Origin of the sequence: Bryocella elongata (genome assembly GCF_900108185.1) — a bacterium.
In the GTDB taxonomy this organism is placed as follows: Bacteria; Acidobacteriota; Terriglobia; order Terriglobales; family Acidobacteriaceae; genus Granulicella; species Granulicella elongata.
Map to the genome: position 1 here is coordinate 518922 of NZ_FNVA01000001.1, position 25786 is coordinate 544707.

Consider the following 25786-nt stretch of genomic DNA (forward strand, 5'->3'; position numbering starts at 1 on the left):
CGTTTCAGGGACGGTACCCCCGATGGTGTGGCGCTTTCGGGATTCCTATTAAGACGCAGACTGAACACAGACGATTCTTCCTCCCGCGAGTATTCTCGTAGGGAACGAGCTGATGCTGCCCGGCGAACCCCGGTCGAGAGGCAGGCGAGAGAGGAATCTGGCTGACGATGAGTGATGTTGCAGTGGCCTACGCCAACGAGCATGGAGAGCGGTTTATCGAGGAACTGAAGGACCTGTTGCGCATTCCTTCGATCTCCACGGACCCGGAGCGGGCCGGCGATGTTCGTCGTGCCGCTGAGTTTGTTGCGGAGGGCCTGCGGTCGGCCGGTCTGGAGCATGTGCACCTGATCGAAACGGATAGCGCTGTGCCCCGCGCGAGCGGCCATGCGCATCCCCTGGTCTACGCGGACTGGCTGCATGCGGGTGCGGACAAGCCCACGATCCTCTGCTACGGCCACTACGATGTGCAGCCGCCCGATCCTCTGGACGAGTGGAACTCCCCGCCGTTCGAGCCTACCGAGCGGGATGGCAACATCTACGCTCGTGGCGCGGTCGACGACAAGGGCCAGATGTGGATGCACGTGAAGGCGCTCGAGTCGCTGCTGAAGGGGACGGGCAGCCTGCCGGTCAACATCCGCGTGATTGTGGAGGGCGAGGAAGAGGTTGGCGGCGAGGGGATTGCCTCTTTCGTCGGCCACCACGGCGGCCTGTTGAAGGCGGACGCAGCGCTGGTGAGCGACACCGAGATGTTCGCTCCCGATCTCCCGACCTTGTGCGTTGGCCTGCGTGGCATGATCTATACCGAGCTCGAGGTGCGCGGCCCGATGACCGACCTGCACTCGGGTATGTACGGCGGTGCTGCGCCGAACCCGTTCGTGGCACTGGCGCAGATGATCGCGCAGATGAAACGCAGCGACGGTCACATCGCGATTCCAGGCTTCTACGACGGCATTGAGAGCCCCAGTAAGGCCGAGCTGACGGCGTGGCGTTCGCTGCCGTTCGATGAGGAGCACTACCGCAAGACGGAGGTCGGCTCGACGGCGCTCGATGGCGAGCAGGCATTCTCGGTACTGGAGCGGACGTGGTCGCGGCCCACGATGGATGTGCATGGTGTGGTGGGTGGCTTCACGGGCGCCGGCGCGAAGACGGTCATTCCTGCGAAGGCAACGGCGAAGGTGAGCTTCCGCCTCGTCCCGGGGATGAAGCCGGAGGCGACGTTCGCGAAGTACAAGGCCTTCGTGGAGTTGATCACGCCGCGCGGCATCCAGGCGGAGGTGCGGTTGATCCACTCGGGCGAACCGATCGTGATCTCGACGGATAACTCGTACATCCACGCTGCGGCTGAGGCGATGGAGGAGGTCTGGGGCAAGAAGACGGTCTACGTTCGCGGCGGCGGGTCGATTCCGATTGTTGGGGACTTCGTGCGTCAGCTTGGTATTCCGGCAGTCCTGATGGGCTTTGGCCTACCGGACGATAATCTGCATGCTCCGAACGAGAAGTTCCACATCGCCAACTTTCACAAGGGCATTGAGTCCATCGTGCGGTTCTTCGAGATTGTAGGAAAGGTCTAGATCGCAATGCTGGAACTCCTTCCGATCACGGGATTTGTCCTTGCCGGAGGGAGAAGCTCCCGCATGGGTCGGGACAAGGCGCTGCTCGAACTCGATGGCCGGACGCTGACGGAGATCGCCATCGGAAAGCTGCGGGAGTTCTGCGCCGAGGTTGCGGTTGCCGGCAGCCGTGAGGATCTGTCCGGCCTGGCGAGGGTGGTGCCGGATCTCCGGCCCGGACTGGGGCCGGCTGCCGCCGTCGAGGCTGGGCTTTCCGCCAGCACCCAGCCCTGGGCGTTGTTTGTGCCGGTCGACGCTCCGATCGTTCCCGTGGAGCTGCTGCAGCAGTGGGCAGAGCTGGTGCTGCGGACGGAGGCGAAGGGGAGCTACCTGAGCGTCGTCGGGCAGGTACAGCCAGCGTTCATCCTGCTTCGGAAGGAACTGGGAGCTCGGATCGGGGAGATGGTCGGGGCAGGGGAGCTGCGGCTTTTGCGGCTGTGGCTTCGGCTCGACGTGATGCTTGGGCCGGGATCGCTGCTGGCGGTCGAGGCAGAGACGCTCCCTTGTACCCGTGGATGGACGTCGACCGAGGTCGCTAACGTCTTCGCCAACATCAATACGCCGGAAGACTGGAATTCCCTGGCAACCCGTCTCGGTCAGCAGAATCAATAGCAATCAGAACCATTGATATCAGTTTGATGACGAGGCTATTCCCCCTGTCACAAACCTCGGGGATACTTGATTCATGGCGGCACACGAAGAAGATCCGAATCGGCCGGACCCGCACCAGGACCCCATGCATCCGGGCGACCCTTTGACCAGCGATGCGCAGTTGGAGAAGCGCGTCGCGGACACTCACGGGCTTCCGGGCGACGAGATGACGGCGCTGGAGCGCATGGAAGCGGAGATTGAGCCGCTGGTCGAGAACGTATCGCCGGACCTGGCTCCAGCCGTCGAGGAGTTCATGGCCGAGACGGCCCTGGCGAACGAGGCCGAGAGCGCTGCCGTCGCGGACGACTCGCAATTTTCAGGCACGGCCGGTCTGGAAGGGGCGTCCTTCGCGACTGCGGAGGTTGGACCTTACATCTCGTTCCAGCATGTATGCAAGTCGTTTGGCGACTTTGTCGTACTCAAGGATGTCAGCTTCTTCGTCAATCCTGGGGAGACCTTATGCATCCTGGGGCGAAGCGGGGTTGGGAAGAGCGTCTCGCTACAGATCATCATGGGCTTTCTGAAGCCGGACAGCGGAACGGTTCTCGTCGCAGGACAGGAGATCGCTGGTCTGACCGAACGGGAGATGCAGCAGGTTCGGCAGAAAGTGACGATGGTCTTCCAGAGCGGGGCGCTGTTCGATTCGATCACGGTTGGAGAAAATGTCGCGTTTCCCCTGCGCGAGCGGGGGGACATGCGCGAGGACCAGATCCTGCTGGTGGTCCGTGGCTTGCTGGAGATGGTGGGTGTCGCCGGCATGGAGGATCATCTGCCGTCGGACCTGTCCACGGGGATGAAGCGGTCGGTGGCGATTGCGAGGGCGCTCGCAGCTCAGCCCAGCGCCGTTCTGTACGACGAGCCGACGACGATGGTCGACCCGCTCATGGGCAATCTGCTGTGCGAGCTGATCCAACGGCTGAAGACGCAGCTGCATCTCACGAGCATCGTTGTCACACACGATATGCGTTTCGCGGAGAAGCTGGCCGATCGGGTGGTTTTTCTGCATGAGGGGCGTGCCAGATTCTTTGGAACCATGGAGGAGATGCGGGCCAGCGACGACCCCATCCTCTGCGAGTTCCTCGCCATGGATGAGCTTGTGCTCCCGGGGCGGCCGATGCCCGAGGCGCCGGTGGAAAAAGCTCTGTAAGTCTAGATATTGCAACGCTTGCAAATTTGCTAGGATGCGGGTGCGGAGAAGGCTACACTACAGAAACCCCCTCGATTGATTCTCCAAGGACGCAGAGCACAGAACGAACTCATGAATTCTGGACGACCTGGATGACGACACCGGACTATCTGGAGCAAGTTGTGGTTTCGAATGTGCGGCGAAGAGCCGGCGGAAGTGCGCGTCGTTCCAGCACTTTGGACTCTCTGCCCGTTGGGAATCTGATTTGGGCCACGCTGGATTTTCTCAGCGTCATCATTGCCGGGCTGATCGCGTTTCGCGTCTATCTCCCTCCCACGACTCCTGACTCGAACCGTGTCATCCTGCGGCATCTGGAGCGCGCCGCCCCCCTCGGCTCGCTGGTCTTTCTCTTTATCTTTGGGGTGTACCTGCTTATTTTCGCGCGCGTCTATGGCCTGTACAGAGCGACAGAGACGCGGAGCGGGCTCAGTGAAGCTCGCCTTACGCTGCAAGCCACGCTTACCGCAGGGCTGCTGATTTGCGGGACTCTCTATCTCACGAAGATGTCGGCTGTTTCGCGTGTCGTGGTGGTGATCACGGTATTCCTTACGGGCATCATGCTGGTGGGGCGCAGGGCAGTATGGCGCAGGGTGCGGGAGCGCCGCTACCTCCAGGGCAAAGAAGTTCGGAATGTGCTCATCGTGGGCAACGGTCGCGTTGGGCACGCACTCCGGAACCACCTGGAATCGCTTCCTCATATGGGCTTTCGCTTCAAGGGGTTTATCTCACTGGACAAAAGCGAGGACGGGCCGCAGCAGCAGGTACTGGGCGACGTAGAACACTGTGTGGCTCTCGCGCGGTCGCTGTTTGTCGACGAGATTTACTTTTCGACGCCGGCTGATAAGCAGACCGTGTTGACGGTCGTTGAGGATGCGCGCGCTACGGGCATCGATGTTCGCGTCGTTCCGGATCTTTACGATGGCCTCGCATGGAACGCTCCGATTGAGTACGTTGGGCAGTTTCCCACGATCCCGCTGCACCGCCGCGACTTCCCACGCGGGGCCTTCATTCTGAAGCGCATCATGGATGTGATCCTGTCGGGTGCAGCGTTGACTGCGGTTGCCCCCGTGATGCTGGCGATCGCAGTCATCATCAAGCGCGACTCGAAGGGGCCCGTTTTTTACAAAGCTGCTCGCATCGGACGGAAAGGACGCCACTTCAGCTGTTACAAGTTCCGCACCATGGTGATGAATGCGGACAAGCTGAAAGCCGACCTGATGAAGCAGAACGAACGGGATGGCATCCTCTTCAAGATGTCCAACGATCCGCGCATCACGAAGATCGGCGCGAAGCTGCGGAAGTATTCGCTGGATGAACTGCCGCAGTTCTTCAACGTGCTCCTGGGAGATATGAGCCTGGTTGGACCACGTCCACCGCTTGCGAGCGAGGTCGAGCAGTATGACGTGGAGCACCTTCGCCGGCTCGACGTGCTGCCTGGCATCACGGGCCTGTGGCAGGTGGAGGCACGGCAGGATCCTTCGTTTGACAGCTACATTTCGCTCGACACGGCTTACGTTGAGAACTGGAACCTGTGGCTCGATCTGCGCATCCTGGCTCGCACGGTCACCGTGGTTCTTGGTGGAACAGGAAGCTAGAGGTATTGGGGCAGTCGCATTATCGGCCGTTGCGAGTCTTCGCTGCGCCCTTTCTTTGTCCGCGCTGCTTTAGGGGAGGCGTCAGACCTGCGGTTGTTCTCACGACCGGGTAAACTGAAGTGGTGCGGATCGCTCTGGCGCAAATCAACCCTACGGTTGGCGACTTCTCCGGCAACCTGACCAAGATCTCGGAGTACATCGAGCGCGCGGCGGCGCTCGGTGCGGAACTCGTGATGTTTCCCGAGCTCGCAACTTGTGGCTATTTTCCTGCCGACCTGCTGGAAAAAGAGGTCTTCCTGCAGCGAAGTGAAGAGACGCTGGCGCAGGTCGCTGAGCTGACGCGCGGGCCTTCGCGTCCAGCGGTGCTCATTGGCTCCCCCATGCGCTGCGATACGCCCGGGGCCAAGGGCGCACGGAATGTAGCTGCGGTGCTTGAGGGCGGGGATGTTCGCTTCGTGCAGCAGAAGCGGCTATTGCCGTTTTACGACGTCTTTGACGAGCAGCGTTACTTCGAACCTGCGGAGCGCCAGTCGCTCACGGTCATCAAGGGGCATGCGGTTGCGATTACGATCTGCGAAGACGCCTGGAACGACAAGATGTTCTGGCCGCGTCAGACCTACAGGATCGATCCCGTAGAGGATCTGATGAAGCAGTGGGGTGCGCTGCCACAGCCTTTGAGCGACGATCGGCTCATCGTGAACATCTCCGCGTCACCGTACTGGCATGGCAAGGTCGAGGTGCGGCAGCGGATGATCGGCGCGCTAGCCAAGCGGCATCACGCGGCCATGGTGATGGTGAACCAGGTTGGCGCCAACGATAGCCTGGTCTTCGACGGAAGCTCGTTTGCGGTGAACGCCGAAGGCGAAGTTGTTCGGACCGCGAAGAGCTTTGCCGAGGATCTCGTGGTCTTCGATACGGTTGCGGATACGCAGGCTTTGCCCCTGGAGCACGGAGCCGATATCGAGACCGAGCGCACCTGGAATGCGCTGGTGCTGGGCACGCGGGACTACGTGCGCAAGTGCGGCTTTTCGAAGGCCGTCATCGGCCTCAGCGGTGGCATCGACTCTGCGATTGTGGCGGCGGTTGCTGTCGCGGCATTGGGCAAGGAGAACGTGCAGGGCATCGGCATGCCCAGCGAGTTCTCGTCCACGGGTTCCATCACAGATGCGGAAAAGCTGGCGAAGAACCTGGACATCGCTTTCACCGTCTTACCCATCAAGCAGATCTTCACGCAGTTCACGGACGTGCTGGAGCCGTTCTTTGCGGGCACGAACTTCGGGCTTGCGGAGGAGAACATCCAGCCGCGTGTGCGTGGTGCGTTGTTGATGGGCGTAAGCAACAAGACGGGAGCGCTGGTGCTGACCACCGGCAACAAGAGCGAGATGGCTTGCGGCTATTGCACGCTTTATGGCGACATGGTCGGAGCCCTGGCGGTGATTGCGGACGTCTACAAGACAGAGGTCTATCGCATCGCACGCTGGCTCAATCGTGAGCACGAGGTGATCCCCGAGGACACGATTACCAAGCCTCCTTCGGCCGAGCTGCGGCCGGGGCAGAAGGACACAGACTCGCTGCCACCGTATGAGGTGCTCGATCCGATCCTGCGCGCGTACATTGAAGACTACGCAGGCGCGGAAGAGATCGCTGCAGCGCAGCATGTGGACCTGGAGCTTGTTCGCCGGGTGATTCGCCTGGTGGAGATCAGCGAGTACAAGCGGCAGCAGGCTGCGCCTGTCCTCAAGGTTTCGAGGAAGTCGTTCGGCATGGGCCGCAGGTTTCCGATTGCGGCTCGCCGCGAAGTTTGAATGTAGTTCGAAGGCCGGAGCAAAGCGGCCCAGGAGAGAGCAACCGAGTGAAGATGATGTGGCGAGCAACAATGGCGATGGCAATGGCGATCTCCGCGTGTGGTGTAACTCTGGCGCAGACTCCCGTTGCCCCGACTCCGCAGCCCGGCGCTGCGACGACGACGTTTCCGGAGCCGAACCCGAAGAACTTTACGGTCGCCTCGCCATCTCGCGATGAGGTCAATGACTTCCTCAAAGCTCTGTGGGGTTATGACGAGAACCGCATCTGGAGCGTGGCTGCTGTCCTGAAGACGACGGCGCCGGGTGTGGCGAAGGTTGTCGTTCTCGTCGGCGATAAGTCACAGCCCGGCAAGGTTCAGCAGTCGGACTTCTATACGCTTCCTGATGGAAAGCACGCGTTCGCCGGTCAGGTGGTTGAGTTTGGCTCCAAGCCCTGGGCCGACAATCGCAAGGTGCTGATGGAGCAGGCAACCGGTCCGGCACGAGGCGCGAAGTCCAAGGAGCTTGAGCTTGTCGAGTTCGCCGACCTGCAGTGCCCGCACTGCAAGGATGCCCAGGACACGATGAACAACCTGGCGAGCGACTTCCCGCAGGCTCACATTGTCTTTGAGAATCTCCCGCTGGAGATTCATCCGTATGCGTTTCGCGCGGCCGCGGAAGGCCTCTGCGTGCGCAAGGCGAAGGGTGATGAAGCTTTCTTCACCTATGCCAACACCGTATTCACCAAGCAGGATTCGCTGACACCGCAGCTGGTAGATCAGACTCTTGCGACGGCTGTGGCGGCTGCTGGTGGCGATCCTGTCGCTGCTGCCGCTTGCGCGAAGACGCCGGAGATCGCGGCCGAAATCAAAGCTTCGACGAAGCTCTCCGACGATCTCGGTGTCGATCAGACCCCGATGCTGGCAGTGAACGGTCACCTGTTGCCGGTGACAGCGATTCCGTACGAGACGCTGAAGAGGATGATCGTCTGGCAGGCGAAACAGGACGGTATCGACCTGCCGCTGCAACCTTCGCTCTCGACGTTGAAGTAGAAGAGCCGTGGAAAGTGATAAGTGGTGGGTGACAAGTGGTGGGTGACAAGTGCTGGGCACGAAGCCTTTCACTTTTCACTTACCACTTTTCACTTAACGCTCTTCTAAGAGACCAGGATCACCGTCAGGCTGCGTGGCCCGTGTACGCCGCGGATGCGCACCATCTCGATGTCACTGGTGGCCGAAGGTCCGGAGATTGTGGTGATGGGCTTCGTCGCGTTGGCTGTGACCGCAGCGAGTGCTTCGGGAAGCACGCTGTAGACCTGGCTGCGACGCACAATGCAGATGTGGTGATCGGGGAGCAACGTGATCACGCGACGTCCCTGCGTGCCCCCATGCACGAGGAAGATCGTGCCGGTGGAGGCGACCGCAGCCTCACAGGTGGTGATGACCGTCTTTTCGGCATCGAGTGTTACATGCGAGAGGTTCTCGTCTAAGGTGATCGCGATGCTTGTGGGCAGCCACTCCTGCGGGAAGCCTGCGGGGGCTAGCAGCGCTGTCTCCTGCGCCTTGGTCATCGACTGCGCGACGGCGCCTGCGATCTCTGAATCAGAGGCGACCTGGATCACTTCGGTGTCGTAGTCGACGAGGCGATCGATGAACAGTTCGATGGTCTCGTGCTCGTTCATGGAGGTCGTGCGTGTGTAGGTGCGCTCGATCTTGCCATGACCGTTGGCGGGGTCGGAGGCCCGCACATGCAATGCGCCCTGGATGCGGGCGAGGATCTCTTCGCGGGCAGTCATCAGTTCGCGCCTCCCTGACTCATGTTGCTCTTCGGCGACCACGTAGTGTTGTTGCGGGACTTCCACCAGTCGCGGAAGCTATGCGAGGGGATGGGCTTGAGGTCGCGTGTGGCAGTCCAGCCGCCGGCCATGCCGGGCAGGTTGGTGAGCAGGCCCTTGCGCTCGAAGGCGAGTTGCCCGATGCGTGCGAGGCGTTGCGAGGCCTCGTAACGGCGCTCGCTGCGGAAGATGGTGGCTGCCGCCTGCATGGCGATGTTCTCTACGCCCAGCTTGCCTTTGAGGGTCTTCTGGTCTTCGCGCACGACGCGCCCACGCAGGTGGATGAGCACCTCGGGAATGTTGATCTTCACCGGGCAGACTTCGTAGCAGGCGCCGCAGAGTGTGGAGGCGTAGGGCAGCGAGCGTGAGTGCTCGAGGCTCTGTAGCTGAGGCGACAGGATCGCGCCGATGGGACCGGAGTAGATGGAACCGTAGGCGTGGCCGCCGGTTTCGCGATAGACCGGGCATGCGTTGAGGCACGCGGCGCAGCGGATGCACTGCAGGGTCTCGCGCTCCATCTCGTCTTCGAGCAGCTTGGTGCGGCCGTTGTCGAGCAGGATGACGTGGAAGTGCTGCGGTCCATCGCCGGGTGTGACGCCGGTCCAGAGGGAGTTGTACGGGTTCATGCGCTCGCCGGTGGCCGACCGGGGAAGCGTCTGCAGGAAGACTTCGAGATCGCCGAAGCTGGGGATGACCTTCTCGATGCCGACGAGGGTGATGAGCACCTCGGGCAGCGTGAGGCACATGCGGCCGTTGCCTTCGCTCTCGACGACGCAGACCGAGCCGGTGTCGGCGATGGCGAAGTTGGCGCCGCTGACGGCGATCTTCGTGCGCAGGAATCGCTCGCGGAGATACTTGCGGGCGGCGGCGGTGAGGTCCTCCGGCTGGTCTGTTAATTCAGGTTGAGCCATGGAGGCTCGAAATATGTCGCGGATCTCGGTGCGGTTCTTGTGCAGCGCGGGAACGACGATGTGCGAGGGCTCATCCTTGCCGAGCTGCACAATCATGTCGGCGAGGTCGGTCTCGATGGGCACGATGCCTTCGCGCTCCAGGGCGTGGTTCATCTGGATCTCATCGGAGGTCATGGTCTTGACCTTGATGACCTCTACGGGCGCCGTCGAATCCTTTGGAGTATAGGTGCGGATGAGGTTGATCGCGATGGAGTTGGCTTCATCGGCGTCGCGGGCCCAGTGCACCTTGCCGCCGGCTCGCTCGCAGTTACGGACGAACTCTTCCAGATAATGATCGAGGTGCGCGAGGGTGTGCTGCTTGATGGCAGCGCCTGCGGAGCGCAGCGACTCCCAGTCGGGCATCTCTTCCACGCGCAGGGCGCGCTTGTTGCGGATGGTCGTTGTTGCGCGGCGGACGTTGGCGCGGAGCTGGTTGTTTTCGAGCGCCTTGTGCGCGGCGATGGGGAAGGCGGGAGCCTTGGCGGCCTTGCCGACACGGATGCTCATGCGTTGCCTCCAGCGAGTCCTTTGACAGAGTTGAGGATCTCGGCGATGTGTACCGTCCGCACGCTGGAGCCGTCGCGATGCAGGCCGCCCCAGATGTTCATCAGGCAGCTATTGTCGAGTGAGGTGACGACGTCGGCCTTCGTCTCGATGACGCAGGCCTTCTTCTCGGCGAGCATGGCGGTGGAGACGTCCATGTTCTTCACCGCGAAGGTGCCACCGAAGCCGCAGCATTGCTCGCGATTAGGCAGCTCGATCAGGTTGAGGCCGTCTACGGCTCGTAGCAGCGTCAAAGGCTCTTCGCGGATGTTGAGCATGCGCAGCGAATGGCAGGAGGGATGGTAGGTGACGCTGTGCGGGAAGTGCGCGCCCACGTCGGTGACCTTGAGCTTCTTCGTCAGCAGCTCGCTGAACTCGAAGACACGTGGCAGCAGGGCCTGGACCTCGGCGAGCAGCCTGGGATCGTCTTCGTTGCGCGCGATCAGCTCGTAGTGTTCGCGCATCATCGCGACGCAGGAGGCGGAAGGCACGCAGACGGTCTCGGCGTCGCGGAAGAGCTCGACGAAGCGCCGCACGAGTGGGACGGCCTCACCGTGATAGCCGGTGTTGTAGTGCATCTGGCCGCAGCAGGTCTGCGCGAGAGGGAACTCGACGGTGTGGCCGAGGCGCTCCAGCAGCTCTGTGACGGCGATGCCCGTCTGCGGAAAGAGCGTGTCGTTGTAGCAGGCGACGAAGAGCGCGATGCGCAGCGGAGTAGGCCTCCCGTTGAAGTACCCGCGCGCAGTCAGGCCGGAGACCAGAGCTGACTGCGCGGGGCTTGCACTCAGAGGGTATCAGCCGCATGGCGGCGGACGCAGCCTCGATGTGCGTTGAGCGCACGCTTCGGGCGGCACCGCTAGATGTAGGCTTCGCTGTAGTTGTCCGTGTAGGCTCCCTGTTCCGGGGACCAGGACGTGTCGGGTATGTGCTGGATGGTCCGGTTGGCGGCGGCCAGGTCGTCCATCACCGAGCGCAGCGCGTCATAGCAGACCGGGTCCAGCTTCATCGGGATGTCGCGATCCATGATGCCCTGGATCTGCGCGGGCGAAAGGCCTGCGCGATAGGGCCGGTCTTCGGAGAGAGCACCGTAGATGTCCGCCACGGCCAGGAGGCGCGATTCGAGGGAGAGGTCTTCGGCGCGGAGCCGGTTGGGGTAGCCGCTGCCATCGAGCTTTTCGTGATGCTCCCCCGCGAGCACCGCGATCTCCTGGAACGCGTCGATGTGGCCGAGGATCTCCTGGCTCATGCGGGGGTGGGACTTGACCAGCGTGAACTCCTCGTCGGTCAGCCTGGTGGGCTTGTCGAGGATGGTGTTCGAGATGCCCAGCTTGCCGACGTCGTGGAGCAGGGCCGCGCGGCGGAGCACCTGCATACGTTGCGGGCTGAGGCCCAGGGTGTTGCCGATGGCCATGGCCGCGTCCATGACTCCGACGGAGTGCCGGAAGGTAAACGGCGACTTTGCATCCACGACCCAGGCGAAGGTCTCGCAGAGGTTGTCGATGTCCGGGGCGGAGAGGATGGTCTGGCCTCCGGGATGCGCTTGCAGGATCGCGGCCTTGGCCTGCTCGATAGGATCGCTGGCGCGGCAGTGCTGGAAGAGCCAGTCGCGTTTGTGGAGCGATTGGGCGGCCCGCACCAGTGAGGGATCATACCAGCGGCCGGCGCGCTCCTTCAGCGAATCGATCGCAGCCTGCTCGCCGCGCTCCATGCCAAATGCGTCGAGATGCTGGGCCACGAGCATCAGTCGCGAGATCAGCGGGATGTCGTGCTTTTTGAGTCCGTCGGGATATCCGCCACCGTCCCAGTGCTCGTCGAGGTGCCGCACACCGAGCACGACCGGGTTGGGCAGGCCGAGCTTGCGCACGATCGTCGCTCCGCGGTCACAGCGGATCTCGATGACCTGGCGATTGTTGGTCTGCTGCGTGATCGCCATCCTGGCGAGCCGTGCGGCTTTGCGCCAGGCGGGCGCTCCGGGAAGAACCTCCTTCCAGAGCATCTTCATCGTGGCCGGATCCTGGATCGATTTCGTCCAGTCGCTGAGCTTAGCTCCGGCCTTGATGGCGCGATCGTCGCCGCCGACGATGGCGCAGAAACGCGCCGAGTTGCTGCTGCAACCGACATCCTTCAGCAGTGAGGCATGGTAGAGATCCGGCAGGTCATAACGGGAGACGCCAGCCTCCAGCGCGATGCGCATGCCAAGCAGGCTGCAACGGATCGCGTGGCCCGGGACCGCGCCTTCGGTCAGATCCAATGCAAACGAGAGTGCGACGAGGATCTCCTGGAGCGTTGGATCCTTGGTCACCTCCATTTTGAGGACCGCTGAAGTCGGCTGCCGCATGTCGTTCTAGGCCTTTCGTGCGTTCTAGAAGCTGTAACGCGTGGTGAGGGTTACCGACTGCAGCAGCAGCCGGACCTTGCTGTTGTCGTACTCGGTGGAGAGGATGCCGCTCTTGCCGACTGACTCCGAGGCGGGGAACTGCAGTGAATAGGCGAGGTCAGTGCGCAGACGACCATGCGTCCAACCGCCACCGACGCCCAGAGAGTTCTGCAGGATTGCCGCCGTCATGGGCAGCAGCGTCGAGGAGGGCACGGGGTTGGTCATGAAGCTGTATCCGGCGCGAAGCGTCGTGCTCTCGCTTATCGGCGACTCGACTCCAATGTGCAGGGCTGTCTGATTGTTCCAGTACAGAGGTACGGCATCCAGAAGGGTGCTGCTGCCCACGACGCTGTTGATGACTGCGTTGGTGCCTCCGGTTAACGCCACCGGGAGTTGCTGAAACGCCTGACCCCAGACGACGAAATCACCCTCCGCCTGCCACAGGAGCCTCGGACTCTGACGCCAGGCGAATCCCGTATCGAAGGCCTGGGGCAGTTTGTTGAGCACCTGCGCCTGGTAGTGGAAGGTGGGGTCTGCGGAGACGCCCAGCGCGGTGAAGAGCGCCGAAGCCGAGCCGTTGGCGTCACCATGCGTATGGATCGTCGTTTCGCTCTTCCAGGCGAGACCCACGCGCAGCCGCGAATTGGGCTGCCATTGGACACCGGCGTTGCCGTTCCAGCCGTAGCCGTGGGTGCCAAGATCGAGCAGCACCTTCAACCCGGCCAGTTGCGGCTGTTGCTGGAAGATATAGGGCGCGTTGAGATTGTTCTGGTTGTAGACGACACCGAGCACAGCTCCGGCAGACCACTTCGGCCCGAAGGTATGCGCCACACCGACAGAGGTGCGCACGGCGATGATCTCGTCCTCATTGGTCTGCAGGCCGTAGCTCACGCCGGCGGTGCCCGGGGCATCGACATAGCGCCAGTTGGCACGCATCAGGATCTCAGGGGTAAATCCAACGGAGACGTCCCAGCCATGATCCCCCACCGGTCTTACGAACGCGCCGTAAGGCATCGCACCGACCACGCCGGACATGCGCCCGTTCGTGTTGGCGGAGTTCTGGAATGAGCCGGAGCCGAAGACTCCGATGGCTCCGCCCTCCAGTACTGGGACATGAATACCGGTAAGACCGGCGGGATTGCTCTCAATGGCGTCGATGGGGCTGCCCTGGTCGGCGACCTGGGCACCACCGCGTGCCTCCGCTGCGGCACTGAGACCGTGGCCCAGGGATGAGGACTGACTCCAGACGGGAAGGCTCACTGCCCCAATTGCCGCTAGCAAGACGAAAGACAATGCTGCAAGACGACGGATGCTCATCATGTGTTCCCTTCGCGACGCGGGCTTTCCGCCTTCCGGCAGGAAGTGGGCTCGGCATACCGCTCGCAGCGAATCACTTTGAATGGGACCGGAGAGCGCGGCTTAGTCCCTCTAACGATATTTGGGGTGATATCACGAAGACTCCATGGCCCATCGGAGTCAGCGGGTGTCCTATCGGGGGAACCTTATACGGTTACGGAAGTGGGAGAACGCCCCTGTTGAGCCGGTCAACAAAGCATCGTCCTCCACGATGCAAGTTCCGGCGAATCAGCGACCGAGGCGTTGCTGTGAACGCGACAACCTTCGCCAGAGCAAAATCGAGGATCACCGGAAGTGGCGCAGGCCGAGGTAGCACGGTTTGGATGCGGGGCAGGAACAGACCACCGGAGAGGGCTGCGCAGCATCGCAATGCGCTCCCCAGGAGCCGTCGGGCGGTCCGCGCTTCCTCATCAAGAGAAAGCGCGGCATGGATCGCGAGATGCTAAGGCTGCTCCAAGTCTTTTTTTTGCTGCGCCCTATCTTCGTTACGCCGCTCGATGGAGGATCCCCGGCATTACTCAAATGGGGGAGGCATGATGCGTCAGGCGAACCTAGGCTGATGGAGCGTGGCGAGTTACTGCTGCTGCGGGCTTCGAATCACGTGCTCCCAGGTAGGTGAAGTTCTTCGAGCAGGAGTTTCACTGGCCCTATCCAGAGCTTCGCCCGGCCGAGTAAAGAGGGAGAAGCCGATGCTCATTTACTGCACGGGTATCACGGTTGCTGCGACTGCCCCTGGTAACGGATCAACCGGGAGATGCGATCTGAAGCCGATGGCATTCCTGGCAATCCCGAATCGATGCATCTTTGAGATCAGAGTCGTGCGCGGAATACCGAGCTTTGCAGCAGCTCCGCGCCTGCCGCCCACGAGCCACCCCGTCTCATGCAGTATTCGCAGAATATATTGCTTTTCCATGTCGTCCAGGGTCCCGGACTCGGCGGTCTGCGATTTCTGGGCGAGCTTGCGCATATCGGATTCGCGCGGCGTGAGGACGTCCCCTTGACTGACGATGACGGCACGCTCGATGAAGTTTTGAAGCTCGCGGATGTTCCCGGGCCAATGGTATTGACGAAGCGCGTGAAGCAGCGGATCCGGCAATCGTAGTGTTGTCTTTCCCTGTGCTCGCGCACACTCGCGCAGGAAGTGGAGAGATAGTTCTTGAATATCTTCGCGGCGCTCTCGCAGCGGAGGAAGAGAGATGGGGAAGACATTCAAACGGTAAAACAGATCAGCCCGAAAGAGCCCCTTCTCGACCATCGCCGCAAGATCGCGATTGGTCGCGGCGATGACACGGGTATTGGTTCGAATGCTGCGTGGGCTACCAAGTCGCTCGAAGCATTTTTCCTGAAGCGCTCGCAGGAGCTTGGGTTGTATATCCAGGGGCATGTCGCCGATCTCGTCGAGAAAGAGGGAGCCTCCGTCTGCTGCGAGGATACGGCCGGTGGTCTGTTGGACAGCACCGGTGAACGCGCCGCGCTCGTGCCCAAAGAGCTCACTTTCAAAGAGGGTCGCTGGTACCGCGGCGCAGTTCAGTGCAACATAGGGTCCGCGGCTGCGTGTGCTGGCCGCGTGGATAGCTCTCGCGATCACTTCTTTTCCCGTGCCGGTCTCGCCATGCAGCAGCACAGAGCATTCAGTAGGAGCTGCTGCCCGCACGTCCGCAAGGACTTCCTGAAATCGAGGACTGGAACCTATCGGAATGCTCATGTCTTTCCCTCTTGAAGTGTGCGGTGTCACGATACGGGGATGGCGCATGGCCGCCGCCCAAGTCGGTAACCTGGATGAGATCTTATTGAGCGGTAGCCGTCGATCTCATCTATCGAGTGATCCATGTATGAGCAGCCATAGTTGAACTGACGGAGAGGATCGATGTTGGCATGGAAGAGCCGGCGCGTGGGAGCCGTCGTTTGTCCGTCTTGCGGCTGTTCTTTTCTGGAAATTCGCAGTAAGTGCAGAGTGGGAGCTTTTAACATAAGCTCGCTGAGTAAGTCACTTTATCGTCCCATCTCCTAGCGGGTGTAGCGAGCCTCGATCGAATGAAATGCGCATTACCCATTTGGGCAACTTGATTTCGAACGGCCAGACAGATGCGAAGGCCGCCATGGGGCAGCGCACGGAGATGTGAGATATGCGTAGTAACTATTAGAGGGAATCGTCAGATGCAATCATCTCGCCAGCCTTCTTTCACGGGGGAGAAGGCTCGCCGCCATTGCCCATGGGATGGCATGTCGTTTGCGATGGTCGCACGAGTGGGCTCGTGGCCATGACGATTCGCTCGGTCTTTGCCGTCTTATCGAAGGGCAGGGCCGTCCGCTAGAAAGCGAGCTTCAGAACGCGTTCGGCATTGCCGTGAGCGATTCGATGCAGGTCTGCCGGAGGGATCGACAAACTCTGGAGAAAGCGTGCCCCCGCAAGATTCGTGCGATAGGGATAGTCGACCGAGTACATCAGGCGGTCTGCTCCGATGACGTCCATGGCGCAGCGAAAGGGAGCGGCCGTGAAGTAGCCGCTGGTGGTGATATAGAAGTGGTTCAGGAAGTACTCAGTGATGGTCCGATCGAGGCCCGTTACTGATTGCGGGAGGCCATCCTGCGCGCGCAGGAGCGAGAAGGGAAGGTCTTCTCCCATGTGGCCGATGATGACCTTCAGTCGGGGAAAGCGATCAAAGGTGCCGGCGAGGATGAGGCGCAGGCAGTGCATCCCAAGTTCAGCGTGCCAGCCCCAGGCTGCGGTCGAAAGGAAGTACGCGCTCTTTTCAGGCAGATTGCTGAAGTAAGCTTCGCGCACAACCGGCGAAGGGGGCGTGGGATGGATGTAGACGGGCACATCCAGTGCTTCCGCGGCTTCGAAGATGGGATAGTAGCGCGGGTCGTCGAGGAACGTGCCTCCCTCGGTCCCATTCAGAAAGGCGCCGACGCAACGAAGGCGTTCGACGCCGCGCTCAAGTTCCTTTGCAGCCTCATCGGGTTGGTGCAGGGCAAGGCTGGCAAACATGCGAAGACGCGTTGGGTGTCGCTCCGTAGCGGCAAAGGCTGCATCGTTGGCTTCGCGCACCAGTGCCGTGGCGTCGGAAGGCGCGAGGCTTTCCTGTCCTGAGGCAGCGATGGAAAGCACTTGAATATCGATGCCCCCCTCATCCATCGCATCGATCCGCTGTTGATCGAGATCAAGGAGGCGTGCTTCCAGCGCCGGCCCCGTGGCGAGAGCCGGAAGAAAAGGCCGGGTCGCGCGAAGGAGCCCCGGCGTGGTGAAGTGTTCTTCCAGCGTGATGAGTCGAAGCTTCGTCGACTCCCCGATGCCTGAGTTCTGTTCGATGGTGAGAGGCATGTTCCGCTCCTTACTTTGTCTGAGGGCCGTTGCTGGCAAGGGTCAGCGCGCGGACGATGCTGTGTTTCCCCAAGTCGACTTTGAAGGCATTCTGGCTCAGTGGCTGTGCGCCTCGCATCGCGATCTCCGCGGCGTCTCGAAAGGCTTCGAACGATGGAGTTCTGCCGATCAGGCTCGCCTCAGCATCGGGAACCCTCCAGGGCATCGGGGCGACCCCGCCCATCGCCAGGCCGGCCTTTCGAATGACGCCACCTTCGAGTTCGAGTCCGGCAGCAACCGAGACGAGGGCAAAGGCATAGCTGTGCCGATCGCGGACCTTCAGGTACCACGCAGTAGCGCCGAACGCGGAAGGAGGCTACTCGATACCCAGAATCAACTCCGCCGGCAGCAGCGTGTTATCGAGGTCGGGTTGATCCCCGGGAGCGCGGAAGAAGCTTCGCAGGGGAACGGCTCTGGTTCCATCAGGGCCTTGTACGTGAACGATGGCGTCGAGGATGGCGAGGGCTACGGCCATGTCGGAAGGATGAATGGCGACGCATTGGGCGCTTGTTCCGAAGAGTGCGTGCTCGCGATTGAATCCGTCCAGCGCCGCGCAGCCGGAGCCGGGTTCGCGCTTGTTACAGGACTTGAAGGCGACCTCGGCAAAGTAGGGGCACCGCGTCCTCTGGAGCAGGTTTCCCCCCGCGGTAGCCATGTTGCGAATTTGTGTTGTAGCTCCGCTGAGAATGGCCTGCGACACGACGGGATATTGTGTTCGGATCAGCGGATGATTTGCGATGGCGCTGTTGGAGACTCTCGCCTGGATCATCACTCCTCGACCCGGTAGAGAGAGGATCTCGTTCAACCCAAGACGTCGAAGGTCAACCAGTTTGCGCGGTGTTTCCGCGCCATCTTTCATCAGGTCGATCAGGTTGGTTCCCCCGGCAAGATACTTTCCTCCGGACGAAACGGCCGTTCGAATGGCATCTTCAATGGTGCTTGCGTGCGTAAACTCGAAGGACTTCATGCTCGCCCCCTCTGGTCGGCAGCGCGAACTGCAGCAACGATGTTCGCGTACGCTCCACAGCGGCAGATATTGCCGGCCATGCGTTCGCGGACCTCGTGCTCTGTTAGCTCGAGTTGACCCGTAAGGACTGCCTCTCGAGTGGTCTCAAACGACACCATGCTGAGGTCGCCGCGGGCATGCTCTGCGAGCATGGCATGGGCCGACGATATCTGCCCTGGCGTGCAATAGCCGCATTGAAAGCCATCGTGTTCCAGGAAACACTGTTGCAGCGAACTCAACTCAGCGCCATCGGCGAGACCCTCGATTGTGAGTACGTCAGAGCCATCGATGGATGCCGCCAGGGTGAGGCAGCTGACGACGCGCTCTCCATTGACCGAGACGGTGCATGCTCCGCACAGTCCGTGATCGCAGCCCTTCTTGGTTCCAGGCTTGTTGAGCCGCTCGCGTAACAAATCCAGGAGCGTTGTACGTATGTCAATCTCGAGTGACCGAGTCTCCCCGTTGATGTTGAGAGTCAATGGAAAGGTCGGAAGGGAAGCGCTCGCTTGCTCTTGCGAATGGTCGGGCATCATACGGCCTCCATGTGTGGCGTTGACTCTGGGAACGGTTTCATCAGCTGTTCCAACATGATGGGTAGATCGCGCAGTCGCTTGCCTGTGGCATGGAAGATGGCATTCGCGATGGCAGCCGGAACGCCGCAGGCCCCGATCTCACCAATGCCGCGGACGCCGATAGGATCCAGCGCGTAGTCCGGCTTGTCGATAAAGCTGATGTCGAAGTCAGGCCGGTCCGCATGAGTGGGGAGGTAGTATTCGCCGATGAGCAGCGAGGTCTTCGCATCGTAGGGAACTTGTTCGAGCAGTGCCATGCCGAGTCCGAACGTGATCCCCCCCATAATCTGATTCCGAGCGAGCTTGGGATTCAGAACTCGTCCGCAGTCGAAGACTGCGACCCACTTCGTGACCGTGGCACGGCCGATCTCTTCGTCGACCTCAACCTCGCAGAAGTGAGCACCGAAGGACTGGAAGGCGAATTTCTCCTGATCTCCTGCATCGCTTTGAACGTCGAAGGTCAGGGCATGCTCAACCGTGGTGGTGTCGAAGGTCCTGAGCAACTCCCACAGGCCCACACTGAAGCCATCGGCGCTATGAACCACGCCTGCAGTGATGGTGAGCGCGGCCGGATCGTGCGAGTGAAAGGGAGATGCAGCATCGCTGATGACAAGCTGCTTGACTCTCTGCTGCCATTCCATCGCAGCCTTGTATACAGCCGAACCCACGGTGGCGGTCGTCTGAGATGCGCCGCTGTATGGGGCGTCAGGGAAGAATGAATCTCCGGATGCAAATGAGACGCGTTCCATCGGGAGGCCACAGGCGTCGGCCGCTACCTGCGACATCACGGTTCGCACACCATTCCCCACCTCATGCGTTGCGGAGGCGAACTCGACACCTCGCTCGACGTTGGTGATGACGCGGCATCCAGCAGGCATGCGGCGTCCGGGATAGGTGGCAGTCGCCATGCCCCACCCGATCTGGACACCATCGCGCGTCATGGAGCGTGGCGCCATTGTTCTCTTTTCCCATCCAAACTTTTTTCGGCCTTGCTCGTAACACTCAAGCAGATGCTTGGTGGACCATGTCTTGCCGTTGGTCTGATCGATGTCCGCGTGATTCAAGACGCGGAGTTGCACTGGATCCATGCCAGCGGAGTAGGCCAGTTCATCCATGGCGGATTCAAGTGCGAACAGGCCCGGCGCCTCGCCGGGACCGCGCATGAAACACGGAGTTGGGGCGTTGATGCGAGCCACTTGGTGCGAAACCGCCAAACGAGGAGAGTGATAAAGAAAACGAGTGGAGAGCCCGGCCGGTTCGCAGAAGTGCGCCACGGTGGAGGTTTCTGTCAGAGTGTGATGTTCGCTTCCCTCAATCAGTCCGCCTTCGAACGCCGATAACTGGATTCGTTGTTTCGTTCTTGGGCGATGACCAGTGGAGGAGAACATCTGGTCCCTCGTAAGCACCAGCTTTACCGGGCGCTGTAGTTCGCGCGCCGCGACCGCTGTTAGGGCCACGTGCATCCACAGGAAGCTCTTGGAGCCAAATGCTCCACCTACCAAGGGAGAGAGAATGCGTATGTCGGCCTCGGGAATTCCGAGATAGCCGGCGAGAGCTTTTCTCTCGCCCGCTATCCAGCGTGTACTGTCGTGGACTGTGAGCTTGCCTTCTTCCCAGAACGCGATTGTTGATGCGAGCTCGATGGGGTAATGCGCATTCACCGGGGTGGTATAGGTGGAGTCCACCTGGAACGTCGATGGAGATGCTTCGGCTGGCCCTCGGTGGTCCTGCAGCTTCTCTTCGGTCAACTTCACAAAGTGGTCCGGGAGATAACTGCCATGCCGGATTTGACCGTTTTTCTCGTCGGCTGGAACAGGCTGCGAGAGCACCTCTTCAGCGCTCAGTTGTGGCGCGGCTTCCACGTACTCGAGTGAGAAGAGCGACACACCGTCGGTCGCATTCTCGGGACTGTTTGCAACGACCATTGCGAGGTGCTGCCCGACATGCTGCACACTCAGATCCGATAGCGGCGGCCGACGCTCGAGAGGCAGGTCGAAGGTCAGGTCGCGTGACAGGACATTCAGCGGAGGGCAATTGAGCGGGGTGAGCACGAAGAGGACGCCAGGCGCCCGCGATGCACGCTCTGCACTTGTGCGCAGGCTCTCCGCTTCAACGCGTCCGTTGGGTATCTCCGACTGTACCAGTGCGGCGTAGGCAAGGTTCGGGAAGTGGAAGTCTGCGGAATAGAGCGCGCTCCCGGTTACCTTCGCGTGTCCTTCAACGCGGTTGACCTCCTTACCGACAGACGATTCTTCCGGCGCCATGATGTCACTCCAATCCGAGGTCGCTTTGCGACCGTTTCAACAATAGCGTCACGACGCGGAGTGCGCAGCACACCTTGGAGGTCTATCCACACTACCCGTACGGGTAGTGTGAGGTGTCGATGAATTAGGGACGGAAAGAGCATTTAAGAGGAGTTACTCATCATCATTGTTTGGAGCCGAACCGTGCGAGCAAGGCAGCGTTCCAAGGTGTTTCCTCGGCGACAGATGACTACTGGTCGACGCGAAGACACGCGATATGGTTTGAAGCATTCGATTTTTTCGCGAAACCTACGAGTTCATGGAGCGGCACGTCAATTGCAGTGCTCTGTCATCAGGAGGAATTACCTAATGAAGCACAAGCTCTCGGTCTTCTTGCTCGCGGCCGCGCTGCTGAGTGGCAGTGCATGCATCCAGGCTCAGGCCAGGACGGACTATGACCATCAAACGAACTTCAACTCCTACAAGACGTATACCTGGCTGCAGGTGCAGTCGGGCAACCCTCTTTGGGACGACCGAATCAAGGCGGACGTTGATGGACAACTCGCAGCGAAGGGTTGGATCAAGGTCGACTCGAATGGAGATGCTTCGGTGAGTGCGTTCCGGAGTACACATGATCAACGCACACTTCAGACGTTCTACGATGGCTTCGGCGGGGGCTGGCGCTGGCGCGGATTTGGAGAGGACGATGGGATGTCGACCACAACGACGATTGTGACGAAGGTCGGCAATGTCGTCATCGACATCTTCGATGGTCATACGAAGAAGCTTGTGTGGCGAGGCGTCGACAGGAATGATCTCTCCTCGAACCCGGACAAGAACATCGGGAAGCTGTCGAAGGACATGAGCCGCATGTTTAAGAACTTTCCGCCGAAGTAGGGCACAAGCATCCCAGCGTACGTGTACCCGCTTCGGTCAGTACCTGGCATGTCGCTGTGCCGACACTGTGTCGTAGGCGCGCCCTCGTGAAGCGCTGGCGGCGCGAAGCGAAACCTTCCCACCAACCTCGCTGCTGTCGCTGCAACTCTCGGCAAACCGCTAACGGTACGCACATTTGCTCAAGGTTAAGGCAGTAACGAGGCCCTGACAGAACCACGCAGTTTGGCGCGAAGAATGCAGAGGTAATACGCAGGACGACCCCAGGGTGTCCGATCGTTGCCGACTTTCGACAGCTGCGATCCAATCTCGAAAACACGAAAGGTCATACGATGATGGAACACGAAAACGATGAGCTCCCAGTGGTGGATGCCAGTCGCAGAAGCTTTCTTGGCCGGAGCTCTGTAGCTCTGGCTGCTGCTGCACTTACTGGGTTGAGCGTCCACGCCCAGACGAAGACGAGCATCGAAAAGGGCGAGCATGATCATTCCTTGAGTGACCCAGGGCAGGAGAACAAGGGGCTGCTTGCACTGAACCCGAACTCCAACACGCCTCCGCCTACCGACCATGGCAGCGTAGCTCCTCTCTGGTACTCGTTTGACCTGGTAAAGAAGCGCGTTGAAGAGGGCGGCTGGACGCACGAGGTGACCGAGCGCGTTCTGCCGTCGTCGCGGGATATCGCAGGTGTCAACATGCGGCTTACCGCCGGCAGCTATCGCGAGATGCATTGGCATACCGCCGATGAGTGGGCTTACGTTCTCTATGGCAAGGCACGCGTCACTGTCATGCAGCCAGACGGGAACATTTTCATCGGCGATGTCGAGGAGGGTGATCTCTGGATCTTCCCGGCGGGGCATCCGCACTCCATCCAGGGCCTCGGACCCGATGGCACGGAGTTTCTGCTGGTCTTCAACCAGGGGGCGTTCTCCGAAGATGGGACGATGCTGCTTTCAGAGTGGATCGCTCACACGCCCCCAGAGGTGCTGACGAAGAACACGGGGCTGGATGCGAGCGTCTTTGCCAAGGCCCCCGAAGCGCCGTTGTATATCTTCCCTGGCAAGGTGCCTCCCGCGCTTTCCGTGGACAAGGCAGAGATCGGCGGAGAGGCCGTTGCCGCGCATCAGCAGTACACGTTCAAGCTCAAGTCCATGGAGCCGACCAAGTCGTCCAAGGGAGGCGAGGTGAGGATCGTGGATTCGAAGAACTTTCCCACATCCAAGAAAATTGCGGCAGCTCTGGTGACGGTGAAGCCTGGAGGTCTGCGTGAACTGCATTGGCATCCTCATGCATCCGAGTGGCAGTTTTACATCGCGGGCAAGGGGCGGATGACTGTCTTCTTCCCGGTCGACAATGCACGTACGGTCGACTTCAACGCAAATGACGTGGGGTACGTTCCCAGCAATGCTCCCCACTACATCGAAAACACGGGCGATACGGATCTGGTGTTCCTCGAGACCTTTGCGGCCGACGAGTTCCTCGATGTTTCTCTCAATCAGTGGCTCCGAAGGGTTCCGAGTGAGATGTTGAAGGCGCACCTTAACATCGACAAGGAGACAGCGATGAAGATACCTGCAGAGAACCTTGGGGTGATCTAAGTACGCAGATACACGGGCAAGATACATTCTCTGAAACACGGTCGTTCTGCGCGGAGTCCTTTGTGGACTCCGCGTTTTATGGAAGGAGCCCGGTATCGGAAGTATCTTGAGAGATAAGGAACACTGTTGCTGGAGAGCAAGACCCAGTGGCATACATCGGCGTTATTGCCGTGAAGGAGACACCTCGGAGGCGGTCCGAGGGCGAAGGTCTCGGTAGGAGGTTGCGTTGTATTCGGTTAGCGCGGGCTCAGCGTCGTATCTATAGTGATGCCGTTGTCAATGAGCGTTGCCCCCGTCGCGCGCTGGAGGGCGCTCTTGGCTTTGGCATAGACCCCAAGCGCGCTCACCTCCGCGGACCGCGCCTCAGCAACACCACTCTGATACTGCAGCACCTCATAGGCCGTCGCCACACCAGCCTCGAACTTTGCCTGCTGGACGTCGAGAGCTTCTTCCTGGAGCCGGCGTGCTTCAACCGCGGCATGGTAGCTCTCGCTTGCCTGCTGCATCGCAATGTAGGCGTTGCCCACCTGGAGACGCACCTGGCTGCGCAGCTGCTGCACACGAACTTCGCTTTGCCGATATTGAATGTCGTCTCGTGCTGCATCGGCCCTGGCAATCCTGTTACGCACCGGGATGCTGACTTGCGCTCCTACCGTGTAATCGGGGAAGTCTCTTCTGAATATCTGCCCGAGTACCGATCCGTAGCCGCCGACGAGATTCGATGGCGGAGCGGTCGAGGTTGTTCCCGAGGACGCTACGAGGTTCGCACTGACCGTGCCGGCTCCACCGTTGTTCTGCATGGAGGCGATGAGGTTGAACTCTGGAAGAAGCGCGTTGCGTGATCCGGTCAGCGCAGCCCGGGAGCTTTGTTCCTGCGCTTCAGCCAATGCAAGGTCGGGTCGCTGTTTCATGGCCGAATCCAACAGGTCGGCAAGTTGCGGGGTTTGGTCTGCTACTGGAGGTGCGATCTGTGTGAGTGCGTCGATCGATGCGCTGGCAACCGAGGAGTCCGATATCCCCTTGCGGGTCAGCACCTCCTTGAGCAGAAGCTCTTGTTGCAAGACCAGTCCCTGGGCATTGATGAGAGCCTGGCGATTGCTCGCCACCTGGGCCATGGCCGAGGTCAGATCAACGGGAGCCTGTGTCCCGAGATCTACTTCGTTCTTCGTATCCTGATTGAGCCGCTCTGCAGCCAGCAACGATTCGTGCTTGACGCGAAGGTCCTGCTGGAGACTCACAAGATCCCAATAGAGACGCGTGACGTCCGAGATTGTAGCGATCAGCTGTTGCCTGAAGACATCGGCCTCAATGCTGCTCTCGCTCTTTGCGATCGAGATGAAGCGCCGGTTGACATGGATGCCGAAGCCCCGGAGCAGAGGCTGCACCACGCTGACATTCAGCGAGCCGCTGACGAACGGATTCAGGTTGAGCCGCGTGGAAGCTTCATTGAGCCGATTGCCCTGGAGCGAGGCACTCAATACGGTGCCCGTTGAGAAGCCCTGAGAATAGAGCGCTGAGCCACCCAGGGTGTGGCTCGAGAAGTAGTTCGATCCCGTAGAGAAGGCATCTGACTGGGGATAGACGGTTTGGGACAAGGCGACATTCGCGCTTACGGAGGGATCAAATGCGGGAATACCGGATCCGGCGGAGTATGGGGTCGCACTCAGGATGGAAAGATCGCTCTGCGTGCCAGTGATGGTAGCGAGATCCGCAGAACTGCTGGGAAGTTGCACGACTGGTGTGTAGCCTCCTACAGCTGTGAGAAGTGGCTCTCCTGGACCTCCTTCGCCAGAGGGAAGCTCGCTGATCGAGGTTGGCACGCCACGAAGCTGGCCTCCACCTTTGGCACGCAGGATCTCGGTTTCGGCGACAGCCAGGTCATATCGACGCAACTCTACATCGAAGTTGTTCTCGATGGCGAGTTGGATTGCGTCCTGAAGTGTCAGCTGAAGCTTGCCATCTCGGATCAGTCTTGCCACGCGGTCCGAGTTACCCGCGCGCGATGGCTGGGCGACGGGAGTCCTGTAGTCGGAGAACAACCAGTTCAGTCTGCCTGCTGTTCGAAAGTCGATCTTCGGTGCGCCGGCCACGGTCGATGGGGATTGGTCCATTCGGTTCTGCGCGTAAGCGAGAGGAGCGAATGCGAGTAGCCCGTAGAGCAGAGCGGTGCTCACCGGGCGGCCGTGAACAGACCTGTCCAATCTCCTTTTTCGCCGGGCGTTCCTT

20 protein-coding genes are annotated in these 25786 nt (G+C 60.6%); 8 read left to right on the forward strand and 12 right to left on the reverse strand.

The window, feature by feature from the left end:
- Positions 1–167: 167 nt before the first annotated feature.
- The 6 genes from C4S68_RS02175 (at position 168) to C4S68_RS02200 (ending at position 7878) form a co-directional block, all read left to right on the forward strand.
- Positions 168–1571 carry a dipeptidase gene (locus C4S68_RS02175; protein ID WP_103931375.1) on the forward strand — a complete coding sequence of 468 codons (1404 nt, stop codon included), beginning with the start codon at positions 168–170 and terminating at the stop codon, positions 1569–1571.
- A gap of 6 nt (positions 1572–1577) precedes the next feature.
- On the forward strand, positions 1578–2222 hold the full coding sequence (gene mobA / locus C4S68_RS02180) for a molybdenum cofactor guanylyltransferase (protein WP_103931376.1): 645 nt from the start codon (positions 1578–1580) through the stop codon (positions 2220–2222).
- A gap of 205 nt (positions 2223–2427) precedes the next feature.
- Positions 2428–3408, forward strand: a complete 981-nt coding sequence (locus tag C4S68_RS02185) for an ABC transporter ATP-binding protein (protein WP_200821489.1) — start codon at positions 2428–2430, stop codon at positions 3406–3408.
- A 131-nt stretch (positions 3409–3539) separates the two neighbouring features.
- Entirely contained in the window at positions 3540–5042 is a 1503-nt protein-coding gene (locus C4S68_RS02190; protein ID WP_103931377.1) for a sugar transferase, read from the forward strand.
- Positions 5043–5164: 122 nt separating this feature from the next.
- Complete coding sequence (locus C4S68_RS02195) at positions 5165–6847, forward strand: NAD+ synthase (RefSeq protein ID WP_103931378.1); 1683 nt, start codon at positions 5165–5167, stop codon at positions 6845–6847.
- Positions 6848–6900: 53 nt separating this feature from the next.
- Positions 6901–7878 carry a DsbA family protein gene (locus C4S68_RS02200; RefSeq protein WP_235011402.1) on the forward strand — a complete coding sequence of 326 codons (978 nt, stop codon included), beginning with the start codon at positions 6901–6903 and terminating at the stop codon, positions 7876–7878.
- Positions 7879–7982: 104 nt separating this feature from the next.
- On the opposite strand, the gene C4S68_RS02205 is transcribed toward C4S68_RS02200, so the two are convergent.
- The 11 genes from C4S68_RS02205 to C4S68_RS02255 form a co-directional block, all read right to left on the reverse strand.
- Positions 7983–8621: a LutC/YkgG family protein gene (locus C4S68_RS02205; protein WP_103931379.1), complete on the reverse strand. Its 639-nt coding sequence runs from the start codon at positions 8619–8621 to the stop codon at positions 7983–7985.
- The gene (locus C4S68_RS02210) at positions 8621–10117 is read right to left on the reverse strand and encodes a LutB/LldF family L-lactate oxidation iron-sulfur protein (RefSeq protein ID WP_103931380.1); all 1497 of its coding nucleotides are present in this window, start codon (positions 10115–10117) and stop codon (positions 8621–8623) included. The genes C4S68_RS02205 and C4S68_RS02210 overlap by 1 nt, the downstream gene beginning before the upstream one ends.
- The gene (locus tag C4S68_RS02215; protein ID WP_327333374.1) at positions 10114–10914 is read right to left on the reverse strand and encodes a (Fe-S)-binding protein; all 801 of its coding nucleotides are present in this window, start codon (positions 10912–10914) and stop codon (positions 10114–10116) included. The genes C4S68_RS02210 and C4S68_RS02215 overlap by 4 nt, the downstream gene beginning before the upstream one ends.
- A 95-nt stretch (positions 10915–11009) precedes the next feature.
- Positions 11010–12455, reverse strand: a complete 1446-nt coding sequence (locus C4S68_RS02220) for an HD-GYP domain-containing protein (protein WP_160114963.1) — start codon at positions 12453–12455, stop codon at positions 11010–11012.
- A 60-nt stretch (positions 12456–12515) separates the two neighbouring features.
- The gene (locus C4S68_RS02225) at positions 12516–13850 is read right to left on the reverse strand and encodes an OmpP1/FadL family transporter (protein WP_103931383.1); all 1335 of its coding nucleotides are present in this window, start codon (positions 13848–13850) and stop codon (positions 12516–12518) included.
- Between the two features lie 733 nt (positions 13851–14583).
- Positions 14584–15591: a sigma-54 interaction domain-containing protein gene (locus C4S68_RS02235; RefSeq protein WP_103931385.1), complete on the reverse strand. Its 1008-nt coding sequence runs from the start codon at positions 15589–15591 to the stop codon at positions 14584–14586.
- Between the two features lie 606 nt (positions 15592–16197).
- Entirely contained in the window at positions 16198–17211 is a 1014-nt protein-coding gene (locus C4S68_RS02240) for an amidohydrolase family protein (protein ID WP_103931386.1), read from the reverse strand.
- A gap of 10 nt (positions 17212–17221) precedes the next feature.
- Positions 17222–17533, reverse strand: coding sequence for an FAD binding domain-containing protein (locus C4S68_RS23485; RefSeq protein WP_235011403.1), 312 nt, complete (start codon positions 17531–17533; stop codon positions 17222–17224).
- 33 nt (positions 17534–17566) lie between these two features.
- Positions 17567–18217: an FAD binding domain-containing protein gene (locus C4S68_RS02245; protein WP_235011293.1), complete on the reverse strand. Its 651-nt coding sequence runs from the start codon at positions 18215–18217 to the stop codon at positions 17567–17569.
- The gene (locus C4S68_RS02250; RefSeq protein WP_200821450.1) at positions 18214–18789 is read right to left on the reverse strand and encodes a (2Fe-2S)-binding protein; all 576 of its coding nucleotides are present in this window, start codon (positions 18787–18789) and stop codon (positions 18214–18216) included. The genes C4S68_RS02245 and C4S68_RS02250 overlap by 4 nt, the downstream gene beginning before the upstream one ends.
- Positions 18786–21092, reverse strand: a complete 2307-nt coding sequence (locus C4S68_RS02255) for a xanthine dehydrogenase family protein molybdopterin-binding subunit (protein ID WP_103931387.1) — start codon at positions 21090–21092, stop codon at positions 18786–18788. The genes C4S68_RS02250 and C4S68_RS02255 overlap by 4 nt, the downstream gene beginning before the upstream one ends.
- Positions 21093–21440: 348 nt before the next feature.
- Here C4S68_RS02255 and C4S68_RS02260 point away from each other — a divergent pair, with 348 nt between their 5' ends.
- Both C4S68_RS02260 and C4S68_RS02265 read left to right on the forward strand, forming a co-directional pair.
- Positions 21441–21968, forward strand: a complete 528-nt coding sequence (locus C4S68_RS02260; RefSeq protein WP_160114964.1) for a DUF4136 domain-containing protein — start codon at positions 21441–21443, stop codon at positions 21966–21968.
- Positions 21969–22297: 329 nt separating this feature from the next.
- Positions 22298–23560, forward strand: coding sequence for a cupin domain-containing protein (locus tag C4S68_RS02265; RefSeq protein ID WP_235011294.1), 1263 nt, complete (start codon positions 22298–22300; stop codon positions 23558–23560).
- Between the two features lie 236 nt (positions 23561–23796).
- On the opposite strand, the gene C4S68_RS02270 is transcribed toward C4S68_RS02265, so the two are convergent.
- Positions 23797–25671, reverse strand: coding sequence for a TolC family protein (locus C4S68_RS02270; RefSeq protein ID WP_160114965.1), 1875 nt, complete (start codon positions 25669–25671; stop codon positions 23797–23799).
- Between the last annotated feature and the right edge of the window lie 115 nt (positions 25672–25786).